At 69.1% G+C, this 19,339-nt stretch carries 16 protein-coding genes; 11 read left to right on the top strand and 5 right to left on the bottom strand.

Features of this window, described 5'->3' with window-relative positions; all coding sequences use genetic code 11:
• The 7 genes from nadC to ABT114_RS03940 all read left to right on the top strand — a co-directional run bounded on the left by nadC (position 1) and on the right by ABT114_RS03940 (position 4,821).
• Positions 1-978 carry a carboxylating nicotinate-nucleotide diphosphorylase gene (gene nadC, locus ABT114_RS03970; RefSeq protein WP_351138315.1) on the top strand — a complete coding sequence of 326 codons (978 nt, stop codon included), beginning with the start codon at positions 1-3 and terminating at the stop codon, positions 976-978.
• 16 nt (positions 979-994) lie between these two features.
• Positions 995-1,792 carry a type III pantothenate kinase gene (locus ABT114_RS03965; protein ID WP_351138313.1) on the top strand — a complete coding sequence of 266 codons (798 nt, stop codon included), beginning with the start codon at positions 995-997 and terminating at the stop codon, positions 1,790-1,792.
• 278 nt (positions 1,793-2,070) lie between these two features.
• Positions 2,071-2,769: a hypothetical protein gene (locus ABT114_RS03960; protein WP_351139476.1), complete on the top strand. Its 699-nt coding sequence runs from the start codon at positions 2,071-2,073 to the stop codon at positions 2,767-2,769.
• A 70-nt stretch (positions 2,770-2,839) separates the two neighbouring features.
• Complete coding sequence (locus ABT114_RS03955; RefSeq protein WP_351138310.1) at positions 2,840-3,022, top strand: hypothetical protein; 183 nt, start codon at positions 2,840-2,842, stop codon at positions 3,020-3,022.
• 156 nt (positions 3,023-3,178) lie between these two features.
• The gene (locus ABT114_RS03950; protein WP_502987313.1) at positions 3,179-3,643 is read left to right on the top strand and encodes a BlaI/MecI/CopY family transcriptional regulator; all 465 of its coding nucleotides are present in this window, start codon (positions 3,179-3,181) and stop codon (positions 3,641-3,643) included.
• A gap of 9 nt (positions 3,644-3,652) precedes the next feature.
• Complete coding sequence (locus ABT114_RS03945) at positions 3,653-4,183, top strand: amino-acid N-acetyltransferase (RefSeq protein ID WP_351138306.1); 531 nt, start codon at positions 3,653-3,655, stop codon at positions 4,181-4,183.
• A 302-nt stretch (positions 4,184-4,485) separates the two neighbouring features.
• On the top strand, positions 4,486-4,821 hold the full coding sequence (locus tag ABT114_RS03940; protein WP_351138304.1) for a histone-like nucleoid-structuring protein Lsr2: 336 nt from the start codon (positions 4,486-4,488) through the stop codon (positions 4,819-4,821).
• Here ABT114_RS03940 and ABT114_RS03935 read toward each other — a convergent pair.
• Positions 4,800-5,405 carry an SCO3374 family protein gene (locus ABT114_RS03935; protein ID WP_351138302.1) on the bottom strand — a complete coding sequence of 202 codons (606 nt, stop codon included), beginning with the start codon at positions 5,403-5,405 and terminating at the stop codon, positions 4,800-4,802. The two genes, ABT114_RS03940 and ABT114_RS03935, sit on opposite strands and share 22 nt — an antisense overlap.
• Positions 5,406-5,835: 430 nt before the next feature.
• On the opposite strand from ABT114_RS03935, the gene ABT114_RS03930 reads away from it, so the two are divergent.
• Complete coding sequence (locus ABT114_RS03930) at positions 5,836-8,361, top strand: ATP-dependent Clp protease ATP-binding subunit (RefSeq protein WP_351138300.1); 2,526 nt, start codon at positions 5,836-5,838, stop codon at positions 8,359-8,361.
• A 63-nt stretch (positions 8,362-8,424) separates the two neighbouring features.
• Here ABT114_RS03930 and ABT114_RS03925 read toward each other — a convergent pair whose 3' ends face one another.
• Positions 8,425-11,466 carry an NACHT domain-containing protein gene (locus tag ABT114_RS03925; protein ID WP_351138298.1) on the bottom strand — a complete coding sequence of 1,014 codons (3,042 nt, stop codon included), beginning with the start codon at positions 11,464-11,466 and terminating at the stop codon, positions 8,425-8,427.
• A 47-nt stretch (positions 11,467-11,513) separates the two neighbouring features.
• Complete coding sequence (locus tag ABT114_RS03920; protein ID WP_351138296.1) at positions 11,514-12,134, bottom strand: HAD family acid phosphatase; 621 nt, start codon at positions 12,132-12,134, stop codon at positions 11,514-11,516.
• 341 nt (positions 12,135-12,475) lie between these two features.
• On the opposite strand from ABT114_RS03920, the gene ABT114_RS03915 reads away from it, so the two are divergent.
• Both ABT114_RS03915 and ABT114_RS03910 read left to right on the top strand, forming a co-directional pair.
• A complete protein-coding gene (locus ABT114_RS03915; protein ID WP_351138294.1) occupies positions 12,476-14,122 on the top strand; it encodes an IS200/IS605 family accessory protein TnpB-related protein in 1,647 nt (548 codons plus the stop codon).
• A 793-nt stretch (positions 14,123-14,915) separates the two neighbouring features.
• Complete coding sequence (locus tag ABT114_RS03910) at positions 14,916-15,500, top strand: M23 family metallopeptidase (RefSeq protein WP_351138292.1); 585 nt, start codon at positions 14,916-14,918, stop codon at positions 15,498-15,500.
• 10 nt (positions 15,501-15,510) lie between these two features.
• On the opposite strand, the gene ABT114_RS03905 is transcribed toward ABT114_RS03910, so the two are convergent.
• Positions 15,511-16,098: a TetR/AcrR family transcriptional regulator gene (locus ABT114_RS03905; protein WP_351138290.1), complete on the bottom strand. Its 588-nt coding sequence runs from the start codon at positions 16,096-16,098 to the stop codon at positions 15,511-15,513.
• Between the two features lie 121 nt (positions 16,099-16,219).
• On the opposite strand from ABT114_RS03905, the gene ABT114_RS03900 reads away from it, so the two are divergent.
• Complete coding sequence (locus ABT114_RS03900) at positions 16,220-17,806, top strand: MDR family MFS transporter (RefSeq protein WP_351138288.1); 1,587 nt, start codon at positions 16,220-16,222, stop codon at positions 17,804-17,806.
• Between the two features lie 175 nt (positions 17,807-17,981).
• On the opposite strand, the gene cseC is transcribed toward ABT114_RS03900, so the two are convergent.
• Positions 17,982-19,334, bottom strand: coding sequence for a two-component system sensor histidine kinase CseC (gene cseC, locus ABT114_RS03895; protein ID WP_351138286.1), 1,353 nt, complete (start codon positions 19,332-19,334; stop codon positions 17,982-17,984).
• Positions 19,335-19,339: the final 5 nt, after the last annotated feature.

Below are 19,339 nucleotides of genomic sequence, written 5' to 3'. Positions count from 1 at the left end.
GTGAGCACCCCCGACCTTCCCCTCGCCTCGTCCGGTGGCTGCGGCGACGGCTGTGCCTGTGGCGCGGACGCCGGCGATGAATACCTGGAGTGCGGTCTCGATCCCGCGCTCGCGCAGCTCCTGGCCGACGCCGGACTCGACCCCGTGGAGGTCGAGGACATCGCCAACGTCGCCATCCAGGAGGACCTCGACCACGGTGTGGACGTGACGACGGTCGCGACCATCCCCGAGGACGCCGTGGCCACCGCCGACTTCACCGCGCGCGAGGCGGGCGTCGTGGCGGGCCTCAGGGTCGCCGAAGCGGTGATCTCGGTCGTCTGCACGGACGAGTTCGAGGTCGAGCGGCATGTGGAGGACGGCGACGAGGTGGAGGCCGGGCAGAAGCTCCTGTCGGTCACCACCCGCACACGTGACCTGCTGACCGCCGAACGCAGCGCGCTCAACATCCTGTGCCGCCTGTCGGGCATCGCCACCGCCACGCGCGCGTGGGCGGACGCCCTGGAAGGCACCAAGGCCAAGGTCCGCGACACCCGCAAGACGACACCGGGCCTGCGCTCCCTGGAGAAGTTCGCGGTGCGCTGCGGCGGCGGCGTGAACCACCGTATGTCGCTGTCCGACGCGGCCCTGGTCAAGGACAACCACGTGGTCGCCGCGGGCGGCGTCGCCCCGGCCTTCAAGGCCGTACGGGAGGCCTTCCCGGACGTACCGATCGAGGTCGAGGTCGACACCCTGCACCAGCTGCGCGAGGTCGTGGAAGCGGGTGCCGACCTGATCCTGCTGGACAACTTCACGCCGAACGAGTGCGCGGAAGCGGTGGGCATCGTCGGTGGGCGGGCGCAGCTGGAGGCGTCGGGCCGGCTGACCCTGGACAACGCCAAGGCCTACGCCGACACCGGCGTCGACTTCATGGCCGTCGGGGCGCTGACGCACTCCTCGCCGATCCTGGACATCGGTCTGGATCTGCGAGCGGCGGAATAGGGAGCGGGAACCGGCCATGCTGCTGACGATCGACGTAGGCAACACGCACACGGTGCTCGGCCTGTTCGACGGCGAGGACATCGTCGAGCACTGGCGGATCTCCACGGACGCTCGCCGTACGGCGGACGAGCTGGCGGTGCTCCTGCAGGGCCTGATGGGCATGCACCCGCTCCTCGGGGAGGAGCTGGGGGACGGCATCGACGGGATCGCGATCTGCGCGACCGTGCCGTCCGTGCTGCACGAGCTGCGCGAGGTCACCCGCCGGTACTACGGCGACGTGCCCGCGGTGCTCGTGGAGCCCGGGGTGAAGACGGGCGTGCCGATCCTCACCGACAACCCCAAGGAGGTCGGCGCCGACCGCATCATCAACGCGGTGGCGGCCGTCGAGCTCTACGGCGGCCCCGCGATCGTCGTCGACTTCGGTACGGCGACGACGTTCGACGCGGTCAGCGCGCGCGGGGAGTACGTGGGCGGTGTCATCGCACCCGGCATCGAGATCTCGGTCGAGGCACTGGGCGTCAAGGGCGCGCAGTTGCGGAAGATCGAGGTGGCCCGGCCGCGGAGTGTGATCGGCAAGAACACGGTCGAGGCGATGCAGGCCGGGATCGTGTACGGGTTCGCCGGGCAGGTGGACGGGGTCGTGAGCCGGATGGCGCGGGAGCTGGCGGACGATCCGGACGAGGTCACGGTGATCGCCACGGGCGGCCTGGCGCCGATGGTGCTGGGGGAGTCGTCGGTGATCGACGAGCATGAGCCGTGGCTGACGCTGATCGGGCTGCGGCTGGTTTACGAGCGGAACGTGTCGCGGATCTGACGGGTGCCCGGGGCTGTGGCTGGGGCCAGGGGTGGGCGCGCTTGCCCGCGCTCGCGGGGTGCCGCTGCGCCCACCCTCCCCCGCTCTCGGCTTCGCTCGAGCGGGGACCCCCCCCATCGCCTCAGCGGCACGACTGCCCGCAGCTGCCCGGGGATGCAACCCACCTGGCAACACCCACCTGGGTGGCTCCCCCGCGCCACACCCACCCCTTATGTCGAATTTGTCTGATTAGCGCGTACCGTCGCCCCATGCCCACGCCATACGGATCCCGCGGCGGCATGGCGTTCGGTGCGGAGGAGCTGCGTGTGCTCCGCCGCGCTCTCGCCCTCGCCCTGAACCCCGCCCCCGCCTCGGCCGAAGACGTCCAGGACTGCCTTCGTGTCGCCGAGTCCCTGGACGAGGCGATGCGCGAGGGCGCCCGGTTGCGTGCCTTCCTGGTGGCCGACCTCGCCCGGTACCGCGCCGCCCTCCCCGGCACCGCCGCCGGCTATCTCGCGCTCCTGGAGGAGGTGCTGGGCGCCGGGTACCGCCCCGACCCGGACGACCTCGCCGCGCTCCGGGCGCTGCGGGGCAACCCCGTCGCCGCCGCGCTCCTGGACCGCTGTCAGGCGCTCGCGGAGCAGGACGTGCGCACCCGCCTCGCCCGGGGTGGCGCCCGAGGGGCCGCTGTGGCCCCCAGGGTGCCCTCAGGCGTCCCGACGGCCCGCCCCACCGTCCCCGCGTCACGTACCCCCCTTCTGGCGCTCCCTGGGGGCCTTTCCGGTGGTTCCTCCGGTGGCCCCTCCGCTGTCGCCGAGGATCCGGCCGAGAAGCCCGGGAAGGAGCCCGCCGTGAATCCGGCCCCTTCCGCCCCCAAGCCCACCCCCGGCGCGCCCACGCCGACACGCCGCCCCGTTCCCACCCCGGGCGAGGTCTTCCCGCGCCGCAAGCCGACCCCACCGCCCGCGAAACCGCCCCACCAGCTGGCCGCGGGCTGACCCGGCCCGGGACGGGGGCCGGCGCCCACCCGCCCCCGTCCCCCCACCCCTTCGTGGCTACTCTGGATCCATGGACTACGTCTCCGCGCTCGTGCCCCCGGTCGTCATGGCCGCGTTCTTCATCGGTCTGATCAGGGTGATCGTGAAGACCCAGGGCGGGGCCAACAAGGCCAAGGAGGACGCGGCCGTCGACGCCGCACTCGCGCGTGCGGAGAGCGCCCGTCAGACCTCCACCACGAAGTCCGGCGCCTGAGCCCTGCTCGCGGCGCCTTCCAGCGGCGTACGACGCATGCCTGTGCACCTCGCGCACCGGCACTTTCCGCGTCGTACGCCCTTTTTGTTGCCGTTTGCCACTGAAAGTTCCCGTTCGGCACGCCATTGCCGAGATCTCCTACTATTGTTCTGAGTTGTGCCTCGCCCATTGGGAGAACTCGAAGACGCGGTCATGACGCGGGTGTGGAAGTGGAACCGCCCGGTCACCGTTCGAGAAGTCCTGGAAGACCTTCAGCAGGAACGGTCCATCGCCTACACGACGGTGATGACCGTTTTGGACAATCTCCACCAGAAGGGCTGGGTGCGCCGCGAAGCGGAAGGCCGGGCCTATCGATATGAAGCGGTCTCCACGCGTGCCGCCTACGCCGCGGCGCTGATGAACGAGGCCTGGGCGCAGAGCGACAACCCCGCCGCCGCTCTCGTCGCCTTCTTCGGCATGATGAGCGACGCACAGCGACAGGCACTGCGGGACGCCGTACGGATCATCCAGGTACCGGAAACACCCGAACCCGCCCGGGCCCCCGATACCGCCGGCGATACGGCCGTGGGCGATACCTCGGGGGAGAACCCCGACTCGGCGGTGGAGGGCGGCGGGCGATAGCGTCCGCTCATGTCAGAGAGCCCTGAAGTCACCGCTAAAGCCATCACCGTCCGGCGGGCCCGGACCAGCGATGTCCCGGCTGTGCGCCGACTCCTTGACGCCTACGTCCGTGACCGCATCCTGCTCGACAAAGCGATGGTGACGCTTTACGAGGACATCCAGGAGTTCTGGGTCGCCGAACGGGACGACAACGCCGAGGTGGTCGGCTGTGGTGCGCTTCACGTGATGTGGGAAGACCTCGCGGAAGTCCGCACTCTCGCGGTGAAGCCCGGCCTGAAGGGCGCCGGCGTCGGCCATCAGTTGCTGCGGAAGTTGCTGCACACCGCGCGCTGGCTCGGCGTTCGCCGGGTTTTCTGCCTGACCTTCGAAGTGGACTTCTTCGTCAAGCACGGCTTCGTGGAGATCGGCGAGACACCTGTCGACACCGATGTCTACGCGGAACTCCTGCGCTCCTATGACGAGGGCGTCGCGGAGTTCCTCGGTCTCGAACGAGTGAAACCGAACACCTTGGGCAACAGCCGGATGCTTCTGCATCTGTGATCGCCGGGCATCGCCAGGTTCGTCAAGCCGTATTTCAGTGACGGACAAGGGCCGGACAAGGGCTGGACAAGGGTCTGGACAACGGGCGGACAACGGAGCGGGCCCCTGCCCGGGTTCCCTATGTCCGAAACGCGCATGTTTTCGGTCCCGGGGCGGTCCTTCGGTCTCTGCCGGGGGTTTGTGTTTTTCCCGCAAAAGCGGTTTGCTTTCCGACGTACTGCAGTACTGCATATAACAGGGGGCGGCGAAACGGCGGACGCCGCAGACCCCCGGCCCTCACGTTTTCGATGAAAGGAAATCCGGTGGCACAGAAGGTTCAGGTCCTTCTTGTCGATGACCTCGACGGCGGCGAGGCGGACGAGACTGTGACGTTCGCGCTGGACGGCAAGACGTACGAGATCGATCTCACGACTGTCAATGCGGACAAGCTGCGCAGCCTTCTCGACCCCTATGTGAAGGGTGGTCGGCGTACCGGAGGCCGTGCTTCGGGTGGGCGTGGAAAGGCGCGTGCCGCTACGGGTGGCAGCCAGGACACCGCGCAGATCCGCGCCTGGGCGAAGGAGAACGGTTTCGAGGTCAACGACCGCGGCCGTGTTCCCGCGACCATTCGCGAGGCTTACGAGAAGGCCAACGGCTGAGCGCACGCGCGCAGCCGGACTCGGTGGCAGTGCGTTGCCACCGTGTCCACGAGTCGTACGAGATCGGGGGCGCCCCCACCGCCCCCCACGGCCGACAGCGTCGGCAACGAGGCCTCGACCTCGCACCCCGGCACGGGGGGCCGCAACCACACGGCGGCCCCCTGAAGAGGTCCGGAAGGGCCCGGAGGGAACGGCCGGGCGTCAACCGGCCCGAACCCGGGTCCTGGGGGCAGCGGCGCTTCCATGCGCCCGCCCGCGCCGAGCGCCACCAGATCCAGCGCCAGCGCACCCCACTCCAGCCAGTCCAGGAGCCCCGGCAACTCGTCCGAGCTGCCCGCGGCCACCAGTAGCCGCATCCGGTCGCCCCGCAGCGCGACCGGAGAGTCCGGCCCCAGGCGCCTCAGCGCCCCGAAACCCGCCTCGGCCGGTACGTCCAGGACGTCGAAGCGCAGGCCGGTGACCAGCCGCAGCGGCTCTCCGGGCACTGTCGCCCAGCCCAGTGCGTTCTCGTACCAGTGCCGCATCCGGTCTCCCGGAGTCGGCGGCCGACGGGAGAAGGTGATCGCGGTGACCGAGCCAGCCATGCCAAGCGCAACCGTCGGAAACCCCCGCAAGTTACGCTTGGTGCCCTGGTGAATGCGCAGTGTGCCGGAAAAGGGGGCGTGTGGGGGTGCGGGGAGGCGCAAGGTTGTTCGCCCGTAGCGGAGGGAATGGGTGCGCGCGGCATGGAGTGTCCGCCCGCGCGGGTAAGACATCCCTAGTGGGAGGGGGCGACACGCAGGGAAGGCCGTCTCACGTTCGCCATCGGCGTACTGCCGGTGAGGGTAACTGCCTGGCCTGCGGGAACATCGTCTCGCACCATCGGGTTGAAGCAGATGTCGGCGTTCGGGGTCAGGAGGCCAAGGACGGTGTCGGCAGTTGGAATGAGCGGTCCCCGCTTGCGGGACTAAGCTGCGGAAGGACAGGGCGGGGAAGTTCCCCCCACTGCCTGACCGCTCTGAGGAGCGATTAACGATGTTCGAGAGGTTCACCGACCGCGCGCGGCGGGTTGTCGTCCTGGCTCAGGAAGAAGCCCGGATGCTCAACCACAACTACATCGGCACCGAGCACATCCTCCTGGGCCTGATCCACGAGGGTGAGGGTGTCGCCGCCAAGGCCCTTGAGAGCCTCGGGATTTCGCTCGAGGCGGTCCGCCAGCAGGTGGAGGAGATCATCGGGCAGGGGCAGCAGGCCCCGTCCGGGCACATCCCCTTCACCCCCCGTGCCAAGAAGGTCCTGGAGCTGTCGCTCCGCGAGGCTCTTCAGCTGGGCCACAACTACATCGGCACGGAGCACATCCTGCTCGGCCTGATCCGTGAGGGCGAGGGCGTCGCCGCCCAGGTCCTGGTCAAGCTGGGCGCTGATCTCAACCGTGTGCGGCAGCAGGTGATCCAGCTGCTCTCCGGTTACCAGGGCAAGGAGACCGCCACCGCCGGCGGCCCTGCGGAGGGCACCCCCTCGACGTCCCTGGTCCTCGACCAGTTCGGCCGGAACCTCACCCAGGCCGCTCGTGAGTCCAAGCTCGACCCGGTCATCGGGCGCGAGAAGGAGATCGAGCGGGTCATGCAGGTGCTGTCCCGCCGTACCAAGAACAACCCGGTCCTGATCGGTGAGCCCGGCGTCGGCAAGACCGCCGTCGTCGAGGGCCTCGCTCAGGCCATCGTCAAGGGCGAGGTGCCCGAGACCCTCAAGGACAAGCACCTCTACACCCTGGACCTCGGCGCGCTGGTCGCCGGCTCCCGCTACCGCGGTGACTTCGAGGAGCGCCTGAAGAAGGTGCTCAAGGAGATCCGCACCCGCGGCGACATCATCCTGTTCATCGACGAGCTGCACACGCTCGTCGGAGCCGGTGCTGCCGAGGGCGCCATCGACGCGGCTTCGATCCTGAAGCCGATGCTGGCCCGCGGTGAGCTGCAGACCATCGGTGCGACGACGCTGGACGAGTACCGCAAGCACCTGGAGAAGGACGCGGCCCTGGAGCGCCGCTTCCAGCCGATCCAGGTCGCGGAGCCGTCCCTGCCGCACACCATCGAGATCCTCAAGGGTCTGCGCGACCGCTACGAGGCGCACCACCGCGTGTCCATCACGGACGAGGCGCTGGTCCAGGCCGCCACCCTGGCCGACCGGTACATCTCGGACCGCTTCCTGCCGGACAAGGCGATCGACCTGATCGACGAGGCCGGTTCCCGGATGCGCATCCGCCGGATGACCGCGCCGCCGGACCTGCGCGAGTTCGACGAGAAGATCGCCGGCGTCCGCCGCGACAAGGAGTCCGCGATCGACTCGCAGGACTTCGAGAAGGCCGCCTCCCTGCGCGACAAGGAGAAGCAGCTCCTGGCCGGCAAGGCCAAGCGGGAGAAGGAGTGGAAGGCCGGCGACATGGACGTCGTCGCCGAGGTCGACGGCGAGCTGATCGCCGAGGTCCTCGCGACCGCCACCGGCATCCCGGTCTTCAAGCTGACCGAGGAGGAGTCCTCGCGTCTGCTGCGCATGGAGGACGAGCTCCACAAGCGGGTCATCGGCCAGGTCGACGCCGTCAAGGCGCTGTCGAAGGCGATCCGTCGTACGCGTGCGGGTCTGAAGGACCCGAAGCGTCCCGGTGGTTCGTTCATCTTCGCCGGCCCGTCCGGTGTCGGTAAGACCGAGCTGTCCAAGGCGCTCGCCGAGTTCCTCTTCGGTGACGAGGACGCGCTGATCTCCCTCGACATGTCGGAGTTCAGCGAGAAGCACACGGTGTCGCGTCTCTTCGGTTCGCCCCCCGGCTACGTGGGCTACGAAGAGGGCGGCCAGCTGACCGAGAAGGTCCGTCGCAAGCCGTTCTCCGTCGTCCTCTTCGACGAGGTGGAGAAGGCCCACCCGGACATCTTCAACTCGCTGCTGCAGATCCTGGAGGACGGTCGTCTGACCGACTCCCAGGGCCGGGTCGTGGACTTCAAGAACACGGTCATCATCATGACGACCAACCTCGGCACCCGGGACATCTCCAAGGGCTTCAACCTGGGCTTCGCGGCCTCGGGTGACACGAAGACCAACTACGAGCGCATGAAGAACAAGGTCTCGGACGAGCTCAAGCAGCACTTCCGGCCCGAGTTCCTCAACCGCGTCGACGACGTGGTCGTCTTCCCGCAGCTGACCCAGGAGGACATCCTGCGGATCGTCGACCTGATGGTCGGCAAGGTGGACGAGCGCCTGAGGGACCGGGACATGGGCATCGAGCTCTCCCAGTCCGCCAAGGAGCTGCTGTCCAAGAAGGGCTACGACCCCGTGCTGGGCGCCCGGCCGCTGCGCCGCACCATCCAGCGCGAGATCGAGGACACCCTCTCGGAGAAGATCCTCTTCGGCGAGCTGCGCCCCGGTCACATCGTGGTCGTGGACACCGAGGGCGAAGGCGACGCCAAGACCTTCACCTTCCGGGGTGAGGAGAAGTCGGCGCTGCCGGACGTCCCGCCGATCGAGCAGGCGGCCGGCGGTGCCGGGCCGAACCTGAGCAAGGACGCGTAACCCTTCGGGGGTTCGCCGAGTAAGGGGCCGGTGCTTTTCGGAGCGCCGGCCCCTTTGCGGTGCTCAGCGGCGGTCCAGGTTGATCTCGACGCCCGGGAAGAGTTGGGCGTAGCGGGCAATGGGCACGCCGGGAGGGAGACGAAGGGTCACCGACCGTAGGCCCGGAAGCCGGAACGCCAGGGCGGACAGGTCCTCGTCGCCGTAGATCGCGGCGATCCGCAGCACCTCGACGCCGGGTAGTTCGGGCATGACCACGAAGGAGTAGGGAAACTCCCGGATGGTCGCCGCGTTCAGATGGAGTTCCCGCAACTCGGGCAGTTCGGCGACCGCTTGCCAGTCGGTGTCCGTCAGTTCGGTGGTCAGGGGTCCAAGACTGAGCGAGCGGAGTCCGGCCCAGTGCTGAAGCCCGCGCAGGCCCGTGGTGTCAGTGCTGTAAGTGCCCATGAAGAGGGTTTCCAACGGTGAGTCGACCGGCAGGGTCTCGGTGAGATCCGTGCCCGGCACCTCCTGGGTCAGGGAGAGACGTCGTAGGGATCGAAGCGAGCACAGCCCGGTCACGTCGGCAATCCGGTTGCAGCCGAGCCGGACGAGCGGAAGCTCGGAGAGGCGGTCCAGCCCCGTCGTCGGGCAATCCGTCAGCCAGACCTCACGGAGGGAGCCGAAGGACAGCAAGGCGTCCGCATCGACCACATGAGGGTTGTCCACGAGCTCGATCGCGGTCACGGCTTCCGGAGCCGACACGGCGGTCAGAATCTCCTCGAGCCGGTGCGGGCCATGGAAGGAGAGGGCGTGCCAGGGCCGCATCGTGGCGAGGGCGGAGAGCTCCTCGGCCGACTCGCAGGTGAGGAAGAGGCCGGTTCGTTCCAGATGGTTCAGGATCTCGGTGGTGTACTCCACGGTGTCGAACCGGTGCCAGGTGCCTACGAGCTGGCGCCGAACGTCCAGGCTCTGGTGGTTCCGGAACCGTCGCAGCACCGCCAGCGCCCCCTCGGGCTCCTCCGCGCCGAGTAACGAAGCGGTGACCGTGACCCCCTGGGCCTCCTCGTCCGTGAGACCCGCCGACCCCGGCAGCAACTCCAGAACCAGGGGACCCGCGTCGGCCAGTGTTCTCGCCTCCTCGGCTGACCAGGGAGGGATCAGCTCTGCCGCCTGCGAGTCGACCGCGAGTCGCACCTCTGGATCCAACGCCGTCGCATGCTCCAGGCACGCGAGCGCCAGCAGGGTCAACCGAGGCGTGTTCTGCGCGAGCAGTCGCCGAAGCAGCGAGGCCCGTTCCTGAGGTCGCGCGTGGGCCACGGCCATGCGGATCACGTCCTCCCACTGCGTGTCGTCCGCATGGCCGGCGAGGACGTCCAGATGGCCCTCCTCGACCGCGTACCGTGCCCCCAGATAGTCCTGGAAGGTGCGGTGGACGAAGTCCATGACGCCGTCGACGGGTTGGCGGACCAGGCCGCTGCGCAGGAGCAGGGTGCGCAGCACGGTCGCCGAGTCCGCGTGCAGCGCGATCGACGGGAGACAACGGTCCAGGATCCTTTCGGCCGTCTCCGTCTCCATCTCCGTACGGCCGCTCAACACCAGTGCGTACGCCAGCCGTTGCAGCAGCTCCAGTTGCACCTCCTCGCCCAGCTCCACCTCGTCCACCACCCCCATGCCCCGCTCCCGGTCGCGGCGGGCGAGGAGCATCGTGAGGGCGGCGTCGTACAGCTCCTTGCGGCCGGTCGGGAGGTAGCCCCGGCGTTCCCGGTGCAGGGCGCAGATCAGGCCGCACATCAGGGGGTTGGTGGCGAGGCGGGCCAGGTCGCGTTTGGTGCGGAGGGAGTCGAGGAGTGGGCCCTCGAACTCCGGGGCCCCGGCTGCCGTGTGCCAGCGGTGGACGAAGGTCGCCACTTCCGTACGGCGCATCGGGGCGAGGGTCAGCTCGCGGAAGCCCTCCGTGGCGAGCCAGTCGGGGCGGACCGCGGTGGGGCGGGAGGTGAGGAGCCAGCGATTGCCCGGAAAGGCGTGGATGAGAGAGAGCAGCCAGTCACGGGTCCGGTGGCGGTCGGCGTCGGGGATCTCGTCCAGGCCGTCGACGAGGATCAGGCCGCGGCCCGCGGTGAGGACGCGTTCCGTCCAGCCTTCGGGTGCGGACAGGGGGCAGCTCACAGAGGTCAGGAAGGCGGCGGGGGCGGGGAAGGCATTGGCGCCGCGGATCAGGGTGCGCAGGGGGAGGACGTACGGGATGTGCGCGCCTTCGCGTGCCGCCGTCACCGCCAGCCACTGGACCAGCGTCGTCTTGCCGGAGCCCGCGTCGCCGCGCAGCAGGGCGCGGTCGTGGGTGAGCAGGGCTTCCTCGGCGGGGAGCTGGAGGGTGACGGGGGCCGGGCCGGGGCCGTCCCCGGGGAGGGCGCGGTTCTCGGCGGCCGTCGCCTCCAGGCTCAGATAGGCGACTTCCAGCGGCCAGCGGTCGGGGGAGTCCCTCAGGTCGATGCCGTAGATGGTGATGTGGTTGTGGCGCTCGGTGACGTAGGAGCGGTAGCGGCGCTCGAAGGCGGTGTCGCGGGCGTCGGGGCGTGGTGTGCGGGCGAGCAACTCGTCGATCCTGGCTATGAGCTCGGCCTGCGCCCGGGTCTGCTCCACGAGGGTGCGGGCTACAAAGGTGGAGCGGCGGGTGAAGAACTCCAGGATCTGCAGGCAGGCCCACTCCGTCGCGGAGTCGAGGAAATAACAGGCGTCGGAGGAGAGTCCGTCGGGCGGCGGTGCTTGGCGCCGCAGTTTCCCGGCCAGTTCGCGGTGGCCCAGCTGTACGGCCTGGACGTCGTCCATGTCCAGGCCGCCGAGGGCGAGCAGTCTGCGGGCCAGGGCGTCGGCGACGGCGATCTGTTCCCTGGCGCGAAAGGGCGGTTCGCCGGGCGAGTCGACTGCCTGCCGGACCAGGTGCTCGGCGAGCTTGTGCACGTCCTTCTCGACCAGCGCCTGCTTCTCGCCCCTGAACGACACCAGTTCCTTGAGGCGGACCGGCCTGTCGACCAGGCCCGCGCCCGGACCGTCTGCCACGAACAGCTTCTTCAACAGTGGCGAGATCAGGCTCGACGCCAGCTTGCTGCCCAGTACCGTCGGCTCCATCTGCCTACCCCCGTGATGTCCGCGAACGGATGGAGCCTATAGGCGGGTTACGACAGCTGGCCGTTGTAGTCCGGCAGCTTGTACGTCTTCTCGGCGTGGCCGCCCGACAGGTCGGTGGCGCTGTTGCCGATGTTCGCGATGATCGTGTAGTCCTTCGACTCGATGTCGACCCGCTGGGCGGTCTTGTAGGCGGCGACGTCCTTGAAGAGGTCGATGAGGCCACGGACGTAGAGACCGGAGACGTCGTAGCCGTCGTGCTCGAGGTTGTACTCGGTGGGCAGGTAGATGATGCCCGGGCGGGCTGTGACGAAGAAGAGGGAGACGCCGTGCTCCTGGGCGTACTGGGCGACCGCCAGGACCGGCTTGTTGGCCGGCTGCGGGTAGCTGAAGCCGAAGTCGGTCTCCAGCGTGGTGTTGTCGATGTCGAAGACGATCGCCTGCTTCTCGCCCGGCTTGGTGGCGGCGATGCGCTGCTTCAGGTAGGGCAGTGCCTGGTCCATCACGGACTGGCAGTCCTGCTGCCAGGTCGCGTAGTCGACCTCGGCGGCGGCGGTGGAGGTGCTGCTCGTGGACGTCGCGGCCTCGGCGGGGGCGGCCATCGCGACCAGGGCGGCCGCCGAGACGGCGGTTGCGGACATACGGCGAGCCCAGGGGCGTCGTCTGTTCATCGGTGGGGGGTGTGAACTGCTCCCGGATTACTGCGTTTTACTGAGTGACAGTGAGTGTTTGCCGACTGTGCCGACCGGTCACCCCGGGAGGGAACGCGAGTTCTTGGGTAGAACGGGTGACCTTCGTCGGGGTGGTTCGTTGGGTACGTCGATGGCCTTGTCGGACTTCTGTGCGGGGAGGGGGTGGGGTGGTGGCCGTGAGAGGGGTGGTGCGTTCGGTGTCGGGTTTGCGGGTGCTGGCTCCGCCCCGGCTGGCGGAGCATTCCGGGGCGATGGCGATCCGGACCCGGCTGCACCTGTCCGCGCGCGACACGCAGGTGCTGGGTGAACTATCTGTATTCATGAGTGAGTTGGCGTCACGCGATCTAGCCGAGCGGGTGTTTCGGGGTGCGGAGCATACGAACGAGGATTTCGCGCGGCGCAAGCGGGAGCTGACCGGATTGTCGTCGTCACGCTGGGCGGGCACGATCACCCGGGGCAACAACGATCAGTGGGCGCTGGCCCGGCGTGCCCAGGCCGCACACCTCGCGGACCTTCAGGAGGCGATCTCGGCGGTGTCCGCGCGCCTGTCCGTGCCGGTCGCCGCCTGCGATGCGCGCACCCGGGTGGAGGGCTATCCCACGCAGGCGGTGCGGGCGGCCAAGCAGCGCCGCCTGGCCCACCTTGAGGCCGAGGCCGCCCGGGTACGCACGGACCGGGAGTCGGGCCGGGTGCGGGTGGTGCGCGGCGGACGCAAACTGCTGCACACCCGACTGCACCTGCAGGCGGCGGGGCTGGACGAGCAGGCGTGGCGGCAGCGCTGGTCAAACGCGCGCTGCCGGATCGAGGCGGACGGGGAGAGCGGCAAACGCCACGGCAACCAGAGCATCCGCATCACCCCGGACGGCACGCTCACCATCAAGCTGCCGCCCCACCTCGCCGCACGCTACGCGGCCTTGTGCGACGCACACGGCCGCTACACGCTGGACGCCACGTGTGCGTTCGCCTACCGGCAGGCGCAGTGGCGGGCCCAGGTCTTAGCCGACCGGGCGGTCGGCTACACGATCGCCTTCGAGGACGACCGCTGTTACCTGACCGCCGCCTTCACCCCGGCCCGCCCCGACCTGCCCGAGGGCGTGGACGACGACACGTTGATGGCCGCGGCGCGGGCGGGCGGAGTGCTCGGCATCGACCACAACGCGGACCACCTGGCCGCCTGGCGCCTCGACACGCACGGCAACCCCACCGGGCGCCCCCACCGGATCGACGTCGACCACACCGGATCGACCAGCCGCCGGGACGCCCAAGTGCGGCACGCCTGCTCCCAGTTGATCCGCCTCGCGAAGGAGAGCGGGGCCACCGCGCTGGTCATCGAAGACCTCGGCTTCGACACCGGCCGCGAGCAGTGCGGCTGGGCCGGACGCTCCGCAAGACGCTTCCGCAGCACCGTGGCGGGCATGCCGGTGGCCACGTTCGCCGCCCGCCTGGTCGCGATGGCGCACCGCGCCCACCTCGCCGTCATCATCGTCGACCCCGCCTACTCCAGCCGCTGGGGCGCCCAGCACTGGAAGAAGACCACCAGCACGAAGAACGACAAGACGTCCGGTCACCAGGCTGCGGCCATCGTGATCGGCAGACGCGGCCAGGGCATGGGCGCGCGGCGCAGGGCAGAGAAGACCGTACCCCGCAAGCAGACGGAAGCCGTCCCACACGCCCGCACATCCGGGCGTGGCCGGTGCGCGACGACGCACCTTAGGACCGGTACGGAAGACCATCGCCCACCCGCGTTGAGGACCCAGCCCAGCCCCGACCGCACCCCCACGGCCACAGCACGCCCGCAGGATCGTGCACACGATGCACGCCGCCGAAGAGCCCGCGCGACGGCCCAGCCCGCCCAACACCGTTCGGAGCGGGCCACTGACGTGCAGACCTGGACGCAGGACTCACCACCACTCAGTGTTCAGGAACGGTCCTCTCACATCCGTACGCTGCCGGGGTCGTGGGCATGATCGTGCGTGAGGGTGGCGCGAGGGGAACCGTAGGGTTACTGGAGGGTAGGCGTGCAGAGATGTGCGTCACAACACGCCCTGAATGGCGACCGTCCGCGCCTCGGTGTCGCTGAACCCGTCCGGGTCGGGCGCCGGTTCCAGGGTGAGGCCGTAGGCGTGTGCTCGCCGGACCGTCGAGGTGCCGTGCCCACTTGGTCAGGGCGGCCGGCAGTTCCGCGCGTTCCCGTGGGCGGGCGTGGCCGACCGCCAGCCTGGCGACGTCCGCCCACTGCTCAATCCTGACGACGTCCGCCACCCTGCTCGTCCGCGGTGCCCCGGACCAACAGCCCGAAGTCGCCGTTCCGTCGCGGCCTGAGAATGGGACGAAGAGCCCGCGTGTGACGGCGCTCACGCCAATTCGGTGTCCACGGTGGCCGGTTCCGAGCGCGCCTCCGAGGTCCGTGCGCCGGCCAAGCCGGCGTAGCCCCCGTCACATTCGCAGGTCCCCCGAGCCCGGTGGCCGGTGACATGCCGCACAGGCGATTTGTCCGTTACTACCCGAGATAGTGGGGTCTCAAATGGTGGCAAAAAGGACTTTAGGCCTGGAATCCCCCTGGCATTCCCCGAGCCTGGGGCGCTTCGGTGCCGAATGGGCGTTGTGTCAAGAAGTGCGAAGTTTCGGGGGTAATTACTAGCTTCCGTCGTAGATCACACATTTGAGTGTTCATGCGTCGTCGGGTTACCAAGGTGTGGCTGGTCCGGCGAACTCCGGTACGCCGATTGGCTCTCCTGCCCCCGAACTCATGAGGTTTCGATGTTCCAGCGCGCCATGTCCCGTTCTTCCCGTACGTCCCTGCTCCGCACCCGTGCCGCAGTGCTGGCCGCCGGTCTGGGAGCGTCGGTCGTGCTGGGAGCCGGGGTTGCGTCTGCCGCCACGCCGGCCGCCGCCCCGGCCGCCGCCAAGACCGCAGCCGCGGCCCCCTCGTGGGTCGACCCGGTGGCGAAGTACACGCTCAGCGCGACCTTCAACCAGGCCGGCGGCATGTGGGCGCACAAGCACAGCGGCCAGGACTTCGCCGTGCCGATCGGCACCAACGTCGTCGCCGCGCACGGCGGAACGGTCGTCAAGGCCGGCGGCAACGGTGCCGGTGACGGTCCGGCGTACGGCAACGCCATCGTCATCAAGCACGGCAACGGGACCTACTCGCAGTACGCCCACCTGTCGCGCATCGACGTGAAGGTCGGCCAGATCGTCAAGACCGGCCAGCACATAGCCCGGTCCGGCAACACCGGTAACTCCAGCGGTCCGCACCTGCACTTCGAGATCCGTACGACCCCGAACTACGGCTCGGCGGTCAACCCGGTCTCCTTCCTGCGCGCCCATGGCGTGAAGGTCTGACCGCTCCCGGTCACGAGCCCTGGTGGGCTCGCGTCACCTGATCGATGGCGACCTCGAGGACAGCCTTGCGCTTGTCCTCGGGGTCGCCTTCGAGGTCCTGCAGGACGAACATGCCGGCGTGCAGCGTGAACAGGGCGCTGACGCAGCGCACCTGGTCGACCAGGGGGGCGTCCGGGTCGATGATGATGTCGCGCAGGCCGCGCATACGGTTCTTGAACGTGTCGCCGATGCGCAGTTCCCGTACCGTCGCCTGGTTCTCCTGCATGAAGCGGAACAGCGGTGACGCGTCGATGAGGGCCTGGTGGTAACGCCGTATGATCTCCTGCTTGGTCTCCAGCGTGTGCGGCTGCCCCTTGCCCCACTCGACGAGGTCCTCCATGGGTCTCGTCAGGTCCTCGAAGATGCTGACCAGGATCTGTTCCTTGGTCTTGAAGTGGTAGTAGAGGGCCGCCTTCGTGACGTCGAGACGCTCGGCGATCTCGCGTAGCGAGGTCTTCTCGTAGCCCTGCTCGGCGAAGAGCTCGAGCGCGACGTCCTGGATGCGCTGGTGGGTGTTGCCGCGGCGCTGCTGCTTGGTGCCGTCCATGGTGCCGCCCATCCTCGTACTCCTTGCGCTCCCAGGAAACTTACTTGACGCCCGGCTAGTTACGGGTCTATTTTCCCAGTGTAGTCAACTAGCCGGTCGGCAAGTAAGTAGCCGGCCTGGGGGAGTGGGAACGATGGCGGACATACAGACGGTCGACACGGTCGACACAGGGGTCACGGACGGCGAGAAACAGCCGAAGAGCGTGCGGGTGGTCCTGCTCGCGCTGATGATCACGATGATGCTGGCGATGCTCGACAACATGATCGTGGGCACGGCCATGCCGACGATCGTGGGCGATCTGGGCGGACTGGAACACCTCTCGTGGGTCGTGACGGCGTACACCCTCGCCACCGCGGCCGCCACCCCGATCTGGGGCAAGCTCGGCGACATGTACGGCCGCAAGGGCTCCTTCATGGCGTCGATCGTGATCTTCCTGGTCGGCTCCGCGCTGAGCGGCATGGCCCAGAACATGGGCGAACTGATCGGGTTCCGGGCCGTTCAGGGGCTCGGCGCCGGCGGTCTGATGGTCGGTGTCATGGCGATCATCGGCGACCTCATTCCGCCGCGTGAGCGCGGCAAGTACCAGGGCATGATGGCCGGCATCATGGCGCTGGCGATGATCGGCGGACCACTGGTCGGCGGCACCATCACCGACAACTGGGGCTGGCGCTGGTCCTTCTACATCAACCTGCCGCTCGGCGTGGTCGCGCTCGTCGCGATCAGTGCCGTACTGCACCTGCCGAAGAAGCGGGCCAAGACACGCATCGACTACCTGGGTGCCGCGCTGTTGACCGTCGGCATCACCTCCATCGTCCTCGTCACCACCTGGGGTGGTACGGAGTACGCCTGGACGTCCGCGCGGATCATGGAGCTCATCGGGATCGGCGTCGCCACGCTGGTCGGGTTCGTGTTCTGGCAGACCAGGGCCGCCGAGCCGATCGTGCCGCTGCACATCTTCCGCAGCCGCAACTTCACCCTGATGTCGATCATCGGCTTCATCACCGGCTTCGCGATGTTCGGCGCCACGCTCTTCCTGCCGCTGTACCAGCAGGCGGTGCAGGGCGCGTCCGCGACCAACTCCGGTCTGCTGCTCCTGCCCATGCTGGGCGCGATGCTCGTGACGTCGATGGTCGCCGGGCGGGTCACCACCAACACCGGGCGCTACAAGGTCTTCCCGGTCGTCGGCGGTGTGCTGATGGTGGTCGGTCTCTACCTGCTGTCGACGATGGACACGGACACCAGCCGTTTCACGTCCGGTGTCTTCATGGCCGTCCTCGGCCTCGGTATGGGCTGCCTGATGCAGATCACCATGCTGGTGGCGCAGAACAGCGTGCAGATGAAGGACATGGGCGTCGCGTCGTCCTCCACCACCCTGTTCCGGACGCTGGGGTCCTCCTTCGGTGTCGCGATCATGGGCGCGCTGTTCAACAACCGCGTCCAGGACGTCATGGCCGAGAAGGCCGGTGCGCTGGGCTCGAAGATCACCGAGCAGTCCGCGCAGCTGGACGCGGCGAGCCTGGCGAAGCTGCCGGCGGCGGCGCGGGAGGCGTACCAGCACGCGGTGTCGGCCGGTACGCACTCGGCGTTCGTGCTGGGGGCCGCGGTGGCCGTGATCGTGATGGTGGCCTCGGTGTTCGTGAAGGAGGTTCCGCTCAAGGGGGCGGGGCCGAAGCAGGACGAGGCTCCGGCGGCTCAGGCGCCGCAGGCCGAGTCCGTCTGACCCGATCATGAGCTGAAGGCCCCCGGCTGGTGTCCGCCCCGGGGGCCTTCGCCTTACCCGGTGGTCGATGGGTTATCCGGTGGTCGATGTGTCATCCGGTGGCCGACGTGTCAGTGGTCGACCGGGTCAGAACTGAGCCCTGGTTGAAGTGACCCCCTGCCGAAGCGAGCCGGCGCTACTGCCCCGGCGGCAGCATCGGATAGCTCCCCGTGCTCGTCGGCGCGTGCTCCGGCAGCCACAGCACGGCGACCGCGCCCTCCGCCGGGATGTGCTCCGGCGCTCCGGCCGGGCGGACGTTGCGGAAGGTCAGGCGGGCGCCGAGCACCCGGGCCTGGCCCGCCGCGATCGTCAGACCGAGGCCGTGGCCGCGCCCCGAGCGGTCGCTGCTGCCGGTGCGGAAGCGGCTGGGCCCCTCGGCGAGCAGGGCCTCGGGGAAGCCGGGTCCGTGGTCGCGGACCCGGATGACCCGGCCCTCGACGCTGACCTGGATCGGCGGTCTGCCGTGTCGGGCGGCGTTGGCCAGCAGGTTGAACAGCACGCGTTCAAGGCGCCGCGGATCGGTGGTGACCTCCGACTCGTGCACCACGCGCACCTTGACGCCGGGGTCCTTCGCCGCCACCCGCCGGGTCACGAACTCGCCCAGGACGATGTCCTGCAACTCGGCCCGCTCGGAGGCGCCGTCCAGCCGGGCCACCTCCAGGACGTCCTCGACGAGCGTGCGCATCGCCTTCGCCCGGTCCAGCACGAGTTCCGTCGGGCGGCCGGGCGGCAGCAGCTCGGCGGCCGTCAGCAGCCCGGTCACCGGGGTGCGCAGCTCGTGCGCGATGTCGGCGGTGACCCGGCGCTCGGCCTCCAGGCGTTGCTGGAGCGCGTCCGCCATCGCGTCCACCGCGCGCGCGAGGTCGTCCGTCTCGTCCCGTACGACGCCGCCGATGGCGTCCCGTACCCGTACGTCGGTCTCGCCCTTGGCGACCTGGTTCGCCGCGGCGGCCGCCTTGCGCAGCCGGCGGGAGAGCTGGCCGCCGATGAGCACACCGAGCGCGCTGCCGCCGAGGACCACCGCGATGGAGCCGATCACCAGGGCCTGGTCGAGGTCCTTGAGGATGTCCGTGCTGCGGTCGGTGAACCCGGTGTGCAGCGACAGCACATGCCCGTCCTTGACCGGCACGGCCGCCCAGATGTCCGGCACCCCGCCCGCGCGGTCGGACACGAACGTCGCCCGGCGCCCCTCGGTGACCTTCTCCCGCAGCTCCGACGGCAGCTCCGGGTCGTCGATCACGATTTTGGGGAAGTTCGGCCGCCCCGACACCTCGTAGTTGCGCTGGGCGATCTGTACGCGCTCGTCCGCGAGGTCGCGCGCGTTGTCCAGCATCGAGACCCGGGCGGCGTTGTGCACAACCAGGCTGAGCGCGATCGCGACCAGCGCGCCGACCAGCGCGATGGCCGCGCTGAGCTTCCACCGCAGCCCCGTACGTATGCCCGAGCGCTCCACGTCGACCGGGAGCAGGCGTCCGATGATCCCCCGCATGGCCG

It is taken from the genome of Streptomyces sp. NPDC002088 (assembly GCF_040296605.1).
Lineage (GTDB): Bacteria > Actinomycetota > Actinomycetes > Streptomycetales > Streptomycetaceae > Streptomyces.
The sequence above is the reverse complement of the archived record's forward strand: the minus strand, read 5'-3'. Positions and strand labels throughout refer to the sequence as shown.